Annotated in this window: 13 protein-coding genes; 5 read left to right on the top strand and 8 right to left on the bottom strand. The window is 56.8% G+C overall.

Annotation, left to right across the window (positions count from 1 at the left end; all coding sequences use genetic code 11):
* Nucleotides 1-12: 12 nt before the first annotated feature.
* The 6 genes from purF (B5F39_RS10930) to purS are packed head-to-tail and all read right to left on the bottom strand — an operon-like array spanning nucleotide 13 to nucleotide 6627.
* Complete coding sequence (gene purF, locus B5F39_RS10930) at nucleotides 13-1365, bottom strand: amidophosphoribosyltransferase (RefSeq protein ID WP_087367349.1); 1353 nt, start codon at nucleotides 1363-1365, stop codon at nucleotides 13-15.
* Nucleotides 1366-1371: 6 nt separating this feature from the next.
* Nucleotides 1372-2085, bottom strand: coding sequence for a phosphoribosylaminoimidazolesuccinocarboxamide synthase (purC, locus tag B5F39_RS10925; RefSeq protein WP_087367347.1), 714 nt, complete (start codon nucleotides 2083-2085; stop codon nucleotides 1372-1374).
* A 51-nt stretch (nucleotides 2086-2136) separates the two neighbouring features.
* Nucleotides 2137-3507, bottom strand: coding sequence for an amidophosphoribosyltransferase (purF, locus tag B5F39_RS10920; RefSeq protein ID WP_087367344.1), 1371 nt, complete (start codon nucleotides 3505-3507; stop codon nucleotides 2137-2139).
* A gap of 3 nt (nucleotides 3508-3510) precedes the next feature.
* Nucleotides 3511-5661 carry a phosphoribosylformylglycinamidine synthase subunit PurL gene (gene purL / locus B5F39_RS10915; RefSeq protein WP_087367341.1) on the bottom strand — a complete coding sequence of 717 codons (2151 nt, stop codon included), beginning with the start codon at nucleotides 5659-5661 and terminating at the stop codon, nucleotides 3511-3513.
* Complete coding sequence (gene purQ / locus B5F39_RS10910) at nucleotides 5661-6374, bottom strand: phosphoribosylformylglycinamidine synthase subunit PurQ (protein ID WP_087367338.1); 714 nt, start codon at nucleotides 6372-6374, stop codon at nucleotides 5661-5663. The genes purL and purQ overlap by 1 nt, the downstream gene beginning before the upstream one ends.
* Before the next feature lies 1 nt (nucleotide 6375).
* Nucleotides 6376-6627 (bottom strand): phosphoribosylformylglycinamidine synthase subunit PurS, encoded by a 252-nt coding sequence (gene purS, locus B5F39_RS10905; protein ID WP_087367335.1) that lies wholly within the window; start codon nucleotides 6625-6627, stop codon nucleotides 6376-6378.
* A 216-nt stretch (nucleotides 6628-6843) separates the two neighbouring features.
* Here purS and B5F39_RS10900 point away from each other — a divergent pair, with 216 nt between their 5' ends.
* From B5F39_RS10900 to B5F39_RS10880, 5 genes are all read left to right on the top strand, one after another.
* The gene (locus B5F39_RS10900) at nucleotides 6844-8100 is read left to right on the top strand and encodes an ABC transporter substrate-binding protein (RefSeq protein WP_087367333.1); all 1257 of its coding nucleotides are present in this window, start codon (nucleotides 6844-6846) and stop codon (nucleotides 8098-8100) included.
* A 102-nt stretch (nucleotides 8101-8202) separates the two neighbouring features.
* Nucleotides 8203-9063, top strand: a complete 861-nt coding sequence (locus B5F39_RS10895; RefSeq protein WP_087367330.1) for a branched-chain amino acid ABC transporter permease — start codon at nucleotides 8203-8205, stop codon at nucleotides 9061-9063.
* A gap of 5 nt (nucleotides 9064-9068) precedes the next feature.
* Nucleotides 9069-10073: a branched-chain amino acid ABC transporter permease gene (locus tag B5F39_RS10890; protein ID WP_087367505.1), complete on the top strand. Its 1005-nt coding sequence runs from the start codon at nucleotides 9069-9071 to the stop codon at nucleotides 10071-10073.
* The gene (locus tag B5F39_RS10885) at nucleotides 10073-10819 is read left to right on the top strand and encodes an ABC transporter ATP-binding protein (RefSeq protein ID WP_087367327.1); all 747 of its coding nucleotides are present in this window, start codon (nucleotides 10073-10075) and stop codon (nucleotides 10817-10819) included. Before B5F39_RS10890 ends, B5F39_RS10885 begins: the two co-directional genes overlap by 1 nt.
* Nucleotides 10819-11532, top strand: coding sequence for an ABC transporter ATP-binding protein (locus tag B5F39_RS10880; RefSeq protein WP_087367324.1), 714 nt, complete (start codon nucleotides 10819-10821; stop codon nucleotides 11530-11532). Before B5F39_RS10885 ends, B5F39_RS10880 begins: the two co-directional genes overlap by 1 nt.
* Nucleotides 11533-11635: 103 nt before the next feature.
* On the opposite strand, the gene B5F39_RS10875 is transcribed toward B5F39_RS10880, so the two are convergent.
* Nucleotides 11636-12757, bottom strand: a complete 1122-nt coding sequence (locus B5F39_RS10875) for a helix-turn-helix domain-containing protein (protein WP_087367321.1) — start codon at nucleotides 12755-12757, stop codon at nucleotides 11636-11638.
* Complete coding sequence (gene dctP / locus B5F39_RS10870; RefSeq protein WP_087367318.1) at nucleotides 12741-14771, bottom strand: TRAP transporter substrate-binding protein DctP; 2031 nt, start codon at nucleotides 14769-14771, stop codon at nucleotides 12741-12743. Before dctP ends, B5F39_RS10875 begins: the two co-directional genes overlap by 17 nt.
* Nucleotides 14772-14788 lie beyond the last annotated feature (17 nt).

Genomic DNA, 14788 nt, shown 5'->3' with positions numbered 1-14788 from the left:
CAGAGTTCCTCCTTAATATTTTTCGAGATATTTGCCGCTGAAGCAGGCCGTGCAGAGACGGTCCTCCGGCAGACCGATCGCGGCGACGAGGTCTTCCTCGGTCAGATAATCGAGCGAGTCCGCGCCGACCTTGCGGCAGAGCTCCGTGAGAGTCATGCGCACCGCTGCGAGGGTCTCCTCCTTGCGCGTGTCGATGCCGTAGCGGCAGGGGTGGAGCACGGGCGGCGAGGCTATGCGCAGATGCACCTCGCCCGCGCCGCAGCTTCTTATCATCGTTACGATGCGTTCCGCCGTCGTACCGCGGACTATCGAGTCGTCGACTATGACGGCGCGCCTGTCTCTGAAAAGCTCCGCTATCGGGTTAAGCTTTATCTTGACGCCTAGCTCGCGCACTTTCTGCGTAGGCTGTATGAAAGTGCGCCCGACGTAGCGGTTGCGTACGACCGCCATCTCAAACGGCGCTCCGGCAGCCTGCGCGTAGCCTATCGCCGCTATCGTGCCGCTGTCCGGCATTCCGGCGACGAGGTCTGCGTTCGCGCACGGCGCCTTCAGCGCGAGACGGCGGCCCATCTCCTTGCGCGCCTCGTAGACCGAGCGCCCGTCGATTATGCTGTCCGGGCGCGCCGTGTAGACGTACTCGAACGAGCAGTGCATACAGCGTGAGGGGCGTTCGTGACGGACGCGCAGGCTTTTCATGCCGCGTCTGTCTATTATCACTATCTCGCCGGGCTCTACGTCGCGCAGCAGCTTTGCTCCGACGATGTCGAGCGCGCATGATTCGGAGGCCGCGTAGTACGTTCCGTCGCGTTCGCCGAGAACGAGCGGCTTGAAGCCGTAGGGGTCGCGCGCCGCGACGAGCGCGTCCTCGAGCAGGACGGCTATCGCATAGGAGCCCTCGAGGCGCTTCAGAGCGTCTACGATGGCGTCGACCGGCTCCATGTGCGACTTCTGCGCTACCATGTGCAGTATCGCTTCGGAGTTCGTCGCGGACTGGAATATCGCGCCGCGCGCCTCGAGCTGCGACTTCAGCTCGCCGACGTTGGTAATGAGGCCGTCATGGGCTATCGCTATCGGGCCGCGCGCGTAGTTCGCGCAGACCGGCAGCACGTTGTGGAGCTGCTGGCTTTCAAGCGGCACGTAGCGGACGTGGCCTATCGCGCAGTTCGCCTCCTCAAGCGAGAGTTTGTGCTGGTCTATCGCATTGTGGAGAAGCCCGAAGCCGCGCGCCGAGGCCGCGTGCCCGCCGCGCGCCCAAGCTATGCCCGCCGACTCCTGTCCGCGGTGCTGAAGCGCGTATAGGCCGAGATAGATCTCTTCGAGTACCGTTTTGTTCTTGACGCTGTAAGCGCCGAAAATACCGCTCATATTATCTTACGCGGATATCCTTCTCCATATCTCCTCGTAAGCGCCGAGCACGTTGCCGAGGTCCTTGCGGAAGCGGTCTTTGTCGAGGTGGTCGCCGGTCGACTTGTCCCAGAAGCGGCAGGTGTCCGGCGATATCTCGTCGGCGAGGATGAGGTTGCCGTCGCAGTCCTTGCCGAACTCGAGCTTGAAGTCCACAAGCACGACGCCGAGCTTCGCGAAGTAGTCCTTGAGTATCGAGTTGACGCGGAGCGAGGTCTCCTTAATCTTGTCGAGTTCTTCTTTTGTGGCCCAGCCGAAGAGCAGCGCGTGGTCCTCGATGATGAACGGGTCGCCGAGGGCGTCGTCCTTGTAGCACATCTCGAAGAGCGGGCGCGGAAGCTCCATGCCTTCTTTCACGCCGAGGCGCTTGCAGAGCGAGCCGGTCGTGATGTTGCGGACGATGACCTCAAGCGGTACGATCTGAACGCGCTTGACGAGCTGGTGTGTGTCGTCTATCTGCTCGACGAAGTGCGACTCGACTCCGTTGTCGGCGAGAAGCTTAAAAAGCTTTGAGGATATCTTGTTGTTGAGGACGCCCTTGCCGCTCATGGTCGCCTTCTTCTGCCCGTTGAAGGCCGTGAAGCTGTCCTTGTACTCGACTATGACGTACTTCGGGTCCTCGGTCGTGTAAAGCCTCTTTGCCTTGCCTTCGTAGATGAAATCTTTCTTCGTGAGATTCATTTATATTTCCTCCGTTAAAATATTATTTCCGGGACCGCAGCCCCGGATGCATTAAAATCCAAGAAGATCGTTCTTTTCTTCTTCCTCGAGATAATCGCCGTCGAAGCAGGCCGTGCAGAGCTCGTCCTTCGGAAGACCTATCGCGCGGCAAAGCTCGTCGCAGCTTATATATTCCAGCGAGTCCGCGTCGATTTTGCGGCAAAGCTCCGGCACTGACATCTGCGCCGCCATCAGCTCGGCGGAGGTCGGCGTGTCGATGCCGTAATAGCACGGGAAGCGCACCGGCGGCGAAGCTATGCGCATGTGGACCTTTGCCGCGCCGCTGCCGCGTATCATGGAAACTATGCGTCCCGCGGTCGTGCCGCGCACGAGGCTGTCGTCTACTATGACCGCCTCCCTGCCGTCGAATATCCCCGGCTGCGGATTGAGCTTTATCTTGACGCCGGCCTCGCGCACGCGCTGTGTCGGCTGTATGAATGTGCGGCCTACGTAGCGGTTGCGCACGACGCCGGCCTCGAAATCCGCCCCCGCCTCTTCCGCGAGGCCTATGGCGGCTAGAGTTCCGCTGTCCGGCATCCCGGCGACGACGGCGTTCTTCGGGCAGCCGCCGCAGCGCGCGAGCGTTGCGCCGAGCTCCTTGCGCGTCCTGTATACCGAGCGCCCGTCTATGACGCTGTCGGGACGCGCGAAATATACGTATTCGAAAGCGCATCTGTAATGGCGCGGCTTCGGAGGCCGTTTGCGCGAAATTATGCCGCGCTTGTCTATCACCAGTATCTCGCCCGGTTCGACGTCGCGCACCATCTCCGCGCCGATTATGTCGAAAGCGCAGGACTCTGAAGAAACGAAATAGTCTTCGCCGCGCCTGCCGATTGCGAGCGGACGGAAGCCCCACGGGTCGCGCGCCGCGATAAGGCAGTCGTTCAGGAGGACGACGAGGCTGTAAGCTCCCTCAACTTTCGAGAGTGCAGTCTCCAGCGCTTCAAGAGGCACCGCGCCCGGCTGATGCGCGATGAGCTGCAGTATCGTCTCAGAGTCGCAGGTGGTCTGGAATATTGCGCCCTTGTAGGCGAGGTAAGCCGCGAGTGCGCGCGCGTTTGTCAAGTTGCCGTTGTGCGCGATAGCTATCGGGCCCTGCGCGTAGTCCGCGCCGAGCGGCTGACAGTTCTCGGGGCGCGTCCCGCCCGCCGTCGCGTAGCGGACGTGGCCTATCGCGGCGTGAGCGTCTATTTTCGCGAGCTCGTTCTGCGACAGGGCCTCGTGGACGAGGCCGAGTCCTTTTTTGATGCGTACCGTTCCGTCATCTGTCCACGCGACGCCGGCGGAGAGCTGGCCCCTGTGTTGGAGCGCGCAGAGGCCGAGATATATGTCTTCAAGTACGGGGCTCCCTTTCGTGCTGTAAGCCCCGAAAACTCCGCACATACTTTAATTTTCCCCCGTGAACGCCGCGGTCAGCTTCGCGAGCGGCAGGTTCATTATTCCCTGCCATTCGAAGGAATCACCGCCGGCTTCGCCTATCTTGGCGCAGCCGAGGCTTTCCCATGTCTTCTCAAACGCAGCGGCATTCTCGGGCGCTACGGAGTATACCGCGCGCGGGCCGCCCTCGGAGAAGAGCAGCGCCTCGAGCGATGTTTCCGGGGCGAGCGCAAGCTTCATGCCCGTTCCCGAAGCTATCGCTTCGTTGGCGAGCGTAGTTGCGAGCCCGCCTCCGGCGACTACGCGGCCCGACTTCGCAAGCTGGCCGTGAGCCGTTGCGAGCGCCGCGTCGCGGAATTTCTTCTCTGCTTCGCAGTCGGGCGCCACAGTCTTGCCGAGCGGCCTGCCGTTCTTGGCCTCCTGATAGCGCGTCGCTCCGAGCGAGCCTTCCTTCGGCCCGACGAGGTAGAGGAGGTCTCCGGGCTCGGTTTTTCCGGCGCGTACCGTCTTGTCGCGTTCCACCGCGAGGCCGGCCGTCACGACGAGCGGCGTCGGATATATCCTGTCGTTCGCCGTTTCGTTGTAAAGGCTGACGTTGCCGGAAACGACGGGGCAGTCGAGAGCGCGGCATGTGTCGGCGAGACCGCGCAGGCATTCCTTGAGTTCGTAGAATTTCTCGGGGAACTCCGGCGAGGCGAAATTAAGGCAGTTCGTCATGCCGAGCGCGTCGGCCCCGGTGAGCCATATCCCGCGCAGCGAGAGCGCCATCGCCTCGGCGGCTCCGGTGTAAGGATCGGTCCAGCACTTGTAAGGCTCGGCCTCCATCGTGAGCACGCAGGCGCGCTCCGTCTGCGGGACCTCGACTATCGCCGCCGGTTCTCCCGGGCCGGCTATCGTGTGGAGCTGCACCATAGAGTCGTACTGTTCCCAAATAGCGTTCTTCCTGCGTCCGTTCGGGCAGGAGAGCATCGCGAGCAGCTCTTCGCCGGCGTCGCCGCATTTCAGCGTCGAAAGGTCGAGCGCCTGACGCTCCGGCAGATCCCTGGGTTCTTCGGAGGGCCAGTGTATCTCCGGCGTGTCGCCGAGTATGGAGGTAGGAAGGTCGGCTTCGAGCGCGCCGTTCTTGTAGACGCGGTAGCGTCTGGTGTCAGTCATCTCGCCGACTATCGCGCAGTCTAGTCCGTAATGTTTAGCCATGTCGAAAACCGGCGCGAGCTTTTCTTCTTCGACGATAAGGAGCATACGCTCCTGCGACTCTGAAAGGAATATCTCCCACGGCTGCATATCGGCCTCGCGGAGCGGGATTTTCTCGACCTGGATGTTTATGCCGCAGCCGCTCTTGTGGGCTATCTCGCTCGACGACGAGAGAATTCCAGCCGCGCCCATGTCCTGCATCGACGCGATAAGGTTCTTGTCGAGCAGGTCCATGCAGCACTCTATCAGCAGTTTTTCCTCAAACGGGTCGCCTATCTGAATCTGCGGCTTGCTCGCGCGCGCGTCCTCGTCGAGCTCGCGCGACGCGAAAGAGGCGCCCGCTATGCCGTCGCGTCCGGTCTTCGAGCCGAGCAGCACCGCGTAGTCTCCCGGCTTTGCGGTCTGCGAGCTCGCCATCTTGTCGAGGCGGACGAAGCCGGCGCTGAAAGCGTTTACGAGCGGGTTGTCGTTGTAGCACGGCGAATAGAAGGTCTTGCCGCCGACGACGGGGACGCCGACCGAGTTGCCGTAAGAGCCTATGCCTTCGACGATGCCCTTGGCGAGGTTCTGCGTCTTGCGCAGCGAAGCGTCGCCGAAGAAAAGTCCGTCCATCGACACGGACGGGCGCGCGCCCATCGCGATGATGTCGCGGATGATGCCGCCGACCCCAGTCGCCGCGCCTTGGAACGGCGCTACAGCCGAAGGATGGTTGTGGCTCTCGACCTTGAAGGCGAAGCCCCAGCCCTCGCCCATGTCTACGACGCCTGCGTTCTCGCCCTGTCCCTGAAGCACGTACTTGCCCTTGGACGGGAAGGTGCGCAGCAGCGGGCGGGTGGATTTATAGCTGCAGTGCTCGGACCACATTACGCCGATGAGCTCGAGTTCGAGGTCGTTCGGCTCGCGCCCGAGCAGCTCCTGTATTCTCTTATATTCGGACTCAGAAAGCCCGACTTCGCGGAAACCCATCAGCAAGCGCTCCTTTCTGCGAAACCGCGCGCGATAGAAAGCCAGAACGCCGCGCCGTCCGTGCCGCCGTTCAGATGCGAAACCGTGGCGCGCTCGGGGTGCGGCATAAGGCCGAGGATGTTGCCTTTTTCGTTGCATATTCCCGCTATGCCGTTCAGCGAGCCGTTGGGCGCGTACTGAGCGCCGGCCTCCCCGGTATTTGGGTCGGCGTAGCGGAAAACGACGCGGCCCGCCTTCTCAAGTTCTTCGAGTTCGGCGGGCGGCAGGAAATACAGTCCTTCGTGGTGGGCTATGGGATACTGTACGACTTCTCCCTTTTTGAGCCCGTATGTGAAAAAGTTATCCGTTTGTTCCACTCGGATGTATGATCTCTTACATATAAATGTGGTGGTCGTGTTGGTAAGGAGGGCTCCAGGAAGCAGCTTCGTCTCCGTAAGCACCTGGAAACCGTTGCATATGCCGAGCAGGAGCTTGCCGGCCGCGGCGTGCTCCTTTACCGCCGCGATTATGGGCGAGCGCGCGGCCATCGCGCCTGAGCGCAGATAGTCGCCGTAGGAGAAGCCGCCTGGAAGGATGACGAGGTCTGGTTCAGAGGCGAACTTAGTCTCCTCGTGCCAGACCATCTCGACCGATGTCTTTAAGGTCTCGGAGACTGCGCGCTGAACGTCGCGGTCGCAGTTGCTCCCTGGAAAAACGACGACGGCTGTCTTCATCTTAAGCTTCCCGCACCGATATCTTATAGGTCTCTATAAGGTCGTTGGCCAGCAGATCCTGGCACATATTCTTCACGGCCTCCGCCGCCGCGTCGCCGCTTTCGGCGTCGATGCGCATCGTCACGATGCGTCCGACACGGACTTCTTCAAGCCCCTTATAGCCGAGATGCGTAAGCGTTTTTTCAACGGCTTTGCCCTGTGTGTCGAGGACTCCCTCACGCGGAGTGATTATGGCCTCTGCATGGAAAATCATATGACGACATCCTCCTTGAGATGTTTATTTGATATTTGTTAAGTGGAATTGTCCACCAAGTTGCTCATAATATAGCGTTTGAATCGGTAAAAGTCAATAATTTAAGGTTAGGAAATACGCATAACCGGAAATTGACGATAATAAATAAAATAGTATAATATTAGCCAGAGCAAAATTTTTATTTCTTCGCTCATATTGTAAGGAGGTAAAGTGTTCATGAAGAAGCGTGCTGTAACTGTTGCTATGTCCGTTTTTTGTGCCGCCTTTTTAGCCACTTCGGCTTTCGCAGCCGAAGAGATCAAGATAGGCGCCCTGTTCCCGCTGACCGGTCCCGCCGCCGTCTCCGGGCAGAACTGTATCAACTCCGTCCTTGCCGCGGCTGACTTCATCAACGAAGCCAACCCCGAAATCAACGCGCCTCTTGCCGCGGGCGAAGGACTTCTCGGCGGAAAGTACGTCATCAAGATAGTCCAGGCCGACCACCAGGGCAAGCCCGACGTCGCCAAGTCGGAGGCCGAGCGTCTTTATAACCAGGAAAAAGTTTTCGCGATAATCGGATGCTACAACAGCGCCGCTACGAAGCCCGCGAGCGCCGTCGCCGAACGCGCGAAGAAAATATTCCTCTGCGGATGCTCGAGCTCCGCTGAACTCACAGAGCGCGGCTACAAATATTTCTTCCGCCACGCTCCGACCGACGCCATAGAGTCGGTAGAGTTCGTAGACTACATCGACTATCTCAACAAAGAAAAGAACGCCGGCATAAAGACGATGGGCCTCATCTATGAGAACACCGAGTTCGGCAAGCATGCCGCCGCGGAAGCGAAAAAGGCCGCCGCGAAGATCAACCTCGAAGTCGTTGCGGATGTACCGTTCAACAACGGCGCCACGAACCTCAACAGCGAAGTCCAGAAGCTTAAGGCCGCCAACCCCGACGCGGTGTTCGGCGCGGCTCTCGGCGGCGACTATTCGCTCTGGGTCCGCACGATGAAGCAGCTCAACTGGCTGCCGAAGATCGCCCTCAACTACTGCACGGGCTACCAGAACCCGGCGGTGCAGAAGGAGCTTGCTGACGACGGCAACTTCTTCATGGGCGGCATGGGCTACTCGCCGGAACTCGCCGCGAAATTCATGCCTGAAGCCATAAAGATCCAGGACAAGTACTACACGCCGAGATCCAACCAGCCGTTCGACAGCGACTCCATCCAGGAAGCCGTCATGCTCATGGTCCTCGCGCAGGCGATAGAGAAGGCCGGCGGCCCCGATACCGAAAAAGTCCTCCAGGTTCTAAAGACCGAAGAGTTCCCGTCGGTGATGTCGCTCTCCGGCTCCGTCAAATTCGGCGAGGACGGCCAGAATATAAAGGCCCTCTCCGTCATAACGCAGCTTGAGAGCCAGAAGTACAACACCGTATTCCCGCTTAAGTACAAAGATGCCGAGCCCACGTTCCCGATGACCCCGTGGGACAAGAGATAAAGCCGTCCAAACACAATCATCTATCGAAAAACAAAAACACATGAAGCGGGCGGGGCATTCCCGATGCCCCGCCCTTTTTAGAAGCAGTAAGGAGGTCTTTGCATGAGCAGTTTTCTGCAGGTCCTTATAGATGGTATATTGAGCGGTCTCCTTTACGCTCTCGTCGCCGCCGGACTCAGCATGATATGGGGCGTCATGGACGTAATCAACTTCGCCCACGGCGAATTCCTCATGGTGGCGATGTACGTCTGCTACTGGCTCGGATTCATCCTCGGGCTCGACCCGCTGTTCACTTGGATCGCATCCGGCATATTCCTGTTCGTCATGGGAGCCCTGACGTATAAATTCGTCATAAAGCACAGCCTCGGCAAAGCGGCTATGGCTCCGCTGCTCGCTACGTTCGGCCTTTCGATGCTTTTGAAGAATTTCTGCATGAACCGCTTCTCCCCGAATTTCCGTCTCCTCTCGGGCACGATGCTTGACGGCAAGACGTTTGAAATCGGAGGCGCCATAGTATCAGTACCGCAGCTCGTCACCGGGATATTCGCGCTCGTGATACTCGCCGCGCTCTACTGGCTCATCAAGAAAACGCGCCTCGGCTGGGCTATACAGGCCACCGCGATGGACAAGGAAGCGGCTGAGCTGATGGGCATAGACACTGAAAAAATCTACCTGCTCGTATTCGGCATCGGCGGAGCCTGTGTCGGCGTCGCGGGCGGGCTTATGACCACATACCTCGCCGTCCATCCGGAGGTCGGCGCACTCTTCAGCCTCATCGCGTTCGTCGTCGTCGCGCTCGGCGGCTTCGGCAGCATCCCGGGGGCCCTGGCCGCCGCCCTGCTCATCGGCCTTGTAGAGTCTTTCTCCGGATTCTACATCGCCGCGGTCGTCAAATACGTCGCAGTGTTCGCCATATATCTGATAGTTATACTTGTACGGCCCAAGGGCCTCTTCGGGTGGTGACGGCTATGAGTATGACGAAAAAAGACAAGCTCTGGTACGCGTTTATAATTATAGCCGTCGCGCTGCCGTGCATACCCGGCGTCATAGGCGGGTCGTTCTTCGGACACGTAGCGACTATGGTTCTGCTGTACGCCTCCATGGCGCAGTCGTGGAACATCATAAGCGGCTACGGCGGACAGGTCTCGTTCGGACACTCCGTATTCTTCGGCATCGGAGCTTACGGAGCCGGGCTCGCCGTCGTCAAATTCGGCTCGCTGCCGTGGTTCGGCGCGCCTCTCGGAATGCTGGCAGCCGCGGCCGTTTCTATAATAATCAGTTATCCGTGCTTCCGGCTCAAAGGGCATTACTTCGCCATAGCGACCTTCGCTATAGTCGAGATATTCAACAGGCTCTTCATGATATGGGACGCCGTAGGCGGAGCGCTCGGCCTTGACTATCCGATACTCCCCGACGGCTGGCTGAACTTCTCGTGGTCGAGCACCAAGACGGGATACTACATCGGAGCTCTCGCTATATTCCTGCTCGTATTCGGCATCGTCCGCCATATTGAGAAAAACCGCATGGGATACTATCTGCTTGCCGTCCGCGAAGGACAGGAGACGGCAGAATCGCTCGGCGTCAACAGCACCGTCGTCAAGCTCGGCGCGATGGCGACGTCCGCCGCGCTCGCGGCTCTCTGCGGCGCTTTCTTCGCTCAATACAACTATCGCGTCGATCCGCCGATGGTCATGTCGCTCGACATGTCGATGAAATTCGTGCTCATTACGATACTCGGCGGACTCGGAACCTTCTGGGGGCCGTTCCTCGGCGCGCTCGTACTGATACCGCTCCAGGAATATACGAGGGCCTACCTCTCTCACCTCGGCCCGGGTGTGGACCTCATAATCTTCGGGCTCATCATCATAATAGTTATGGTCAAAGAGCCGCGCGGCATAATGGGGCTTCTAGGCTACATCTCGAGGAAGCTCGGCAAAACGCAGGATTCTGCTGAAAGAGGAGGGGATCGCTGATGGCGCTTCTTGAGGTCAGAAACCTTACGATGAAATTCGGATCGTTGCTCGCAAACAGCGACGTCTCTTTCGATGTGGAAAAGGGCAGCATCGTCGGACTGATAGGGCCGAACGGCGCGGGCAAGACGACTCTCTTCAACTGCGTTGCGGGGCTGTACAAGCCTACTGGCGGTAAAATTTTCTTCGACGGGGAAGACGTCACCGACCTTCCGGCGTACAAAATGGCCAGGCTCGGCCTAGCGCGCACCTTCCAGGTCGTGAGGCCCCTCAAAGAGATGTCCGTCTTTGAAAATATCCTCGTCGGAGCGTACATGCGCACTAGCGACACCGCGAAGGCGAGCGAGGTGGCGGAGCGCTGCATGGAGCTTTGTTTTCTCTCTGAGCACAGAAATAAACTGGCGGGCGGGCTGACCATAGGAAACAAAAAGAGGCTTGAGGTGGCCCGCGCCCTCGCGACTGAACCGAAGCTGCTGCTGCTCGACGAGGCCGTCGCCGGACTGACTTCCACAGAGGTCAAAGAGATGGTCAACGTCATCGTCCGACTTAGGGAGCAGGGAGTAACCATACTGATGGTCGAGCATATCATGGAAGCGATAATGCCCATCGCGGATAAAATAGTCGTCCTTGCCAGCGGGAAAAAAATAGCCGAAGGCAAGCCCGCCGAAATCGTACACGACCCGGTGGTTATAACGGCGTACTTCGGAGAGAAGTTCAGTAAACGCCTGCACGGGGAGGGGAAGCAGTAATGGCGCGGATGCTCGAAGTAAACAACATATTCTGCTCTTACGACCATGTTCCGGTTCTTCACGGAATATCGCTTCATGTCGAAGAAGGAGAGATCGTCGCTATACTCGGCGCAAACGGCGCGGGAAAATCGACGACGATGCGCACGATAGCCGGACTCATGCACCCGGAATCCGGAAGCGTCTCGTTCTGCGGCGAAGACATCTCAAAAAAACCGGCGTTCGAGATAATAAAGCACGGTATAAGCTATGTCCCGGAAGGACGCAGGCTCTTTTCCAAATTGACCGTGCGCGAAAATCTGGAGCTCGGCGCATTCAGCGTGACGGACAAGAACGTTGTGGCGCAGCGCATCGAAGAAATGTACGAGCTTTTCCCGATACTCAAAGACCGCTCCGGCCAGACCGCCGAGACGATGAGCGGCGGCGAGCAGCAGATGTGCGCCATCGCGCGCGGCCTCATGTCGCGCCCGAAGCTCATACTGCTGGACGAGCTTTCGCTGGGCCTCCAGCCGAGCCTTGTCGAGCGCGTGCTTGAAACCGTAGGCGAAATTCGCAAGCGCGGGGTCACAGTCCTGCTGGTAGAACAAATGGTGCAGGAAGCTCTCGAAATAGCGGACCGTGGCTACGTAATCCAAACGGGGCGCGTAGTGCATGAAGGCACGGCCGAAGAGCTGCTAAACTCCGACGAAGTGCGTAAGGCTTATATGGGGATGTAGAACTACAGATTCCAATTTTTTTATTGACATGTAATTCGCGCCCGGCTTTTCTCCAGGCGCGAATTACATGTGTAAGTGCATACGCTTTGCTTTATCCGAAGAACTATGTGTTCTCGTGCCATCTATAGAAAACGATCAATCGGAATCTGTCGCTGTCTTTGTTTATAGGGTCGAGTCCCAGCTTCTTGCGGATTTGATTCACTCTGAACACCATCGTGTTGCGATGTATGAAAATAGAACTGGCCGCCGCGTTCATTTCCATGTTATTTTCCGTCAGAGCGCCAAGCGTCTCGCAGAACCACGGAGTCTTTGCCGCATAATCCAGCTCTCTCTTGAAAAAATGCTCCAGCTTCTGTTTGGGAACATTATTCGCTATGTGCTCAGCAAGGAAGTCTGTCGCAAGAAAAACATTTCTCCCCTCCTTTACGTATCTCTCGGCGAATTCCAAGGATTCCGATACGAATGGAAAGTAGCCCGGATAATCGGAGATCGAATCGCACTCCGGCCCTATGTCTATAAAATAATTGGCACCACTCGGGATATTGTCCTTCAGTATATTTATAAAATCGCGTTCGGATTTTTGCCCAGCGTTCGCGTGGCATATTACGATCTCGTTTTCTCTGAAAGAGCCTGCGATGTCCTGGCTGCTTATGGATGAAACAGCGGCTTGGATATTGTTTACCGACAATGAAAACATTTGTTTATTTTTAGTTTGCTCAGCGTCAGTATCTAAAAAGCGGATGACGTACATCACACGTTTCACAGACATGTCAAACCCCAGGTCAGCCGCCAGCAGCGAGGTATATACGTCAGTATCGTTCCTGTCCGCGTGCAGTATACGCTCCAGCAGCATATTGACGTTGCGCTGCCTAGAGTATAGCTCGTTCTCCATAGAAACCGCGTTTGAATACCCGATTATAGATTCCGCCATTTTACCTGCCGTTAGGACGTCGCAAGGGATATTTACCGGAATATAGATATTTATACGTAACGAACGCAGAGGGAGGGAAATTTTGTAAAAAGCCGAGCCGTTTTCATCCGCCACTGTGGTTATGCTTTTATATTTATTGGGGAAGGCTTCTTTATTGCTCTGTGAAAAGGGCGCTGCGTCTGAATCCCATATTATTTTGCCGCCTGGCGATACTGCGCCGATATGGGCGTACGGAAATGCGTTCTTCAGGTCGTGGATAAGGTTTTCTATGACGGCGTCAGTGTCTAAAGTCATTGCGGACCTCCATGATTTTTTGCAGGAACGAGCGGTGAGGATACGAGGCGTATAGAAAATCCGCGTATTTTTTCCACATATCCTTCTGCTCGCCGGAAATTTCCAGTATCTCCATCTGATGCTCCGAAACCAGCGCGCTCTTTGCCTGCTGGTTGATGACATAGTGCTGCTCCCGGAATATCCATTCCGTCGCTTCCTTAGCCGCTCTCTTCAAAAGCTCTCTGTTTGTCTGCGAAAGGCAGTCCCAGGTTTTCTGGCACATATACAGTCCCTCCGTGTCGAGGTAATATTTGAGGCGTGTTATATAGCGCTGCTCCTCGTAAAACCTCATTCCTAAGATGTTATGGTACGGATTTTCCTCGCAGTCGATGATCCCGGCGCGCAGGGCTTCTCTGACCTTGCCGTAAGGGATATGGATCGGGACAGCTCCTATGGATTTAAAATATTCGTATATAGATTCCGTAGACATTATGCGGATCTTTTGCCCAACAATGTCCGACGGAAGGCGTATAGGCGTTCTGGATGTGATGTACCTCCACCCCATCGACCATATGTTGAGGCATTTGATGCCGGTATCTTTCAGCGGATCTTCTATCCCGCTCAAAAAGGCCGAGTTGAGGACATACATCGCCTCTTCATTTGTTTCGAAGAGAAATGGAAAATCGATCAGAGCCGTGAGCCCGTCCGTGAACTTGTTCATCACTCCTGTCGCGGCGACGACCATGTCGAGAGTCCCCATGCGCGCCGTCTCAAACAGCATCGCGTTGTTGCCCGAGACGGAAAGAGTATGTATGTCCATGTCTATGCTTCCGTTTGACTCGCGCTCTATGATTTCCGCGAGTTTCTGCATTCCCAGGTGGAGTATGGAATTTGGCTGTATCACTATTCCGACACTCAGCGTGACCTTTTTGTTGCGGTTGAGCGCGAAAGCCCTCAGCAGCATCCTGTCCCGGTCGCTGTTGGCCGGATCAATCCCCGCGGCCGCCTTGAGCCTTGTAAATCTTTGTATCATAGTGTTACGGTGGACGCCGCATTTCTCCGCCGCCCTGGTCGTGTTGATCCCATTTCTGGATAATTCTATCGCCGCGCGGAGCATGCCGCTGCCGTCCGGGAGCGCCTCATCGATGGAGCGGAAGCGCGTCCGCCAATTATCAAGACCGGCGACCTCGGAAAGGTATTCAAATATGAAGCCGTCTATGTGCAGTACCCTATTGCCGGCGGCGTTATTGAGATATTCGAAGTTTGAGAGCAGGAACGAAGCTTCCAGATAGCTGTTTCGCAGGTCGAATATATTATGATAGACGCTGCCTATCCCGACTCTGCATTCGTAGCCCGCGACATCGGCCATCGCCCTCAGTATGATGCGTGCGTAGTCTTGAATGTACTCCGTCATTTCATTTTCTTTGATAGAGGATACGTCTTTATAGACCATATATCGTTTTGAAGTGAGGAAGCCGTATATGTCTTCGCCCGATAAGCTGTGCGGCGATTCGTTTATTAGCGATTCAAACGGCGGAGGTGAGAAGTCAAAATTATTTTCGTCGCCGCTGCGCAGCCTGGTTATCTCAAACAGCACGGCGCATCTTCTACAGACACGGGAATACCCAAAATCCTCTATTAGTGCCGAAAACTCCCGGCTCTCCGCGTTTGTGCCGGATATCTGGTTTATCAGTATGTCCCGCGTATTCACCGAATTATCGTAAGCCTGCCTTTTGCTGCCTCTGAGCAAAATGTCGGCCAAGGTCTTCATATAGCTGATGATAAAGCGGGCGTTGGCATTTTTTATTATGAATATGCAGAGAGGGCTGCCGTCAAAGACATATTTGTAAACGGTCAGGTCGCCGCGCGGGAGGGCGGCGATGTTCGCAGCGTCCGGCGCGGAGTATCGGTCGAGCTCCCTCTGTATGCCTTCACTCTCCGCGTCGTGCCTGGGTACAAGGATTTTGAAACTCAGGTCCGCGATAAAAGCGCGTACCCCGCAGACAGAGCGTATATTTTCCACTAATTCGTACATAATGTTTTCAGGTAATT

The organism is Cloacibacillus sp. An23 (assembly GCF_002159945.1).
GTDB lineage: Bacteria > Synergistota > Synergistia > Synergistales > Synergistaceae > Caccocola.
The sequence above is the reverse complement of the archived record's forward strand: the minus strand, read 5'-3'. Positions and strand labels throughout refer to the sequence as shown.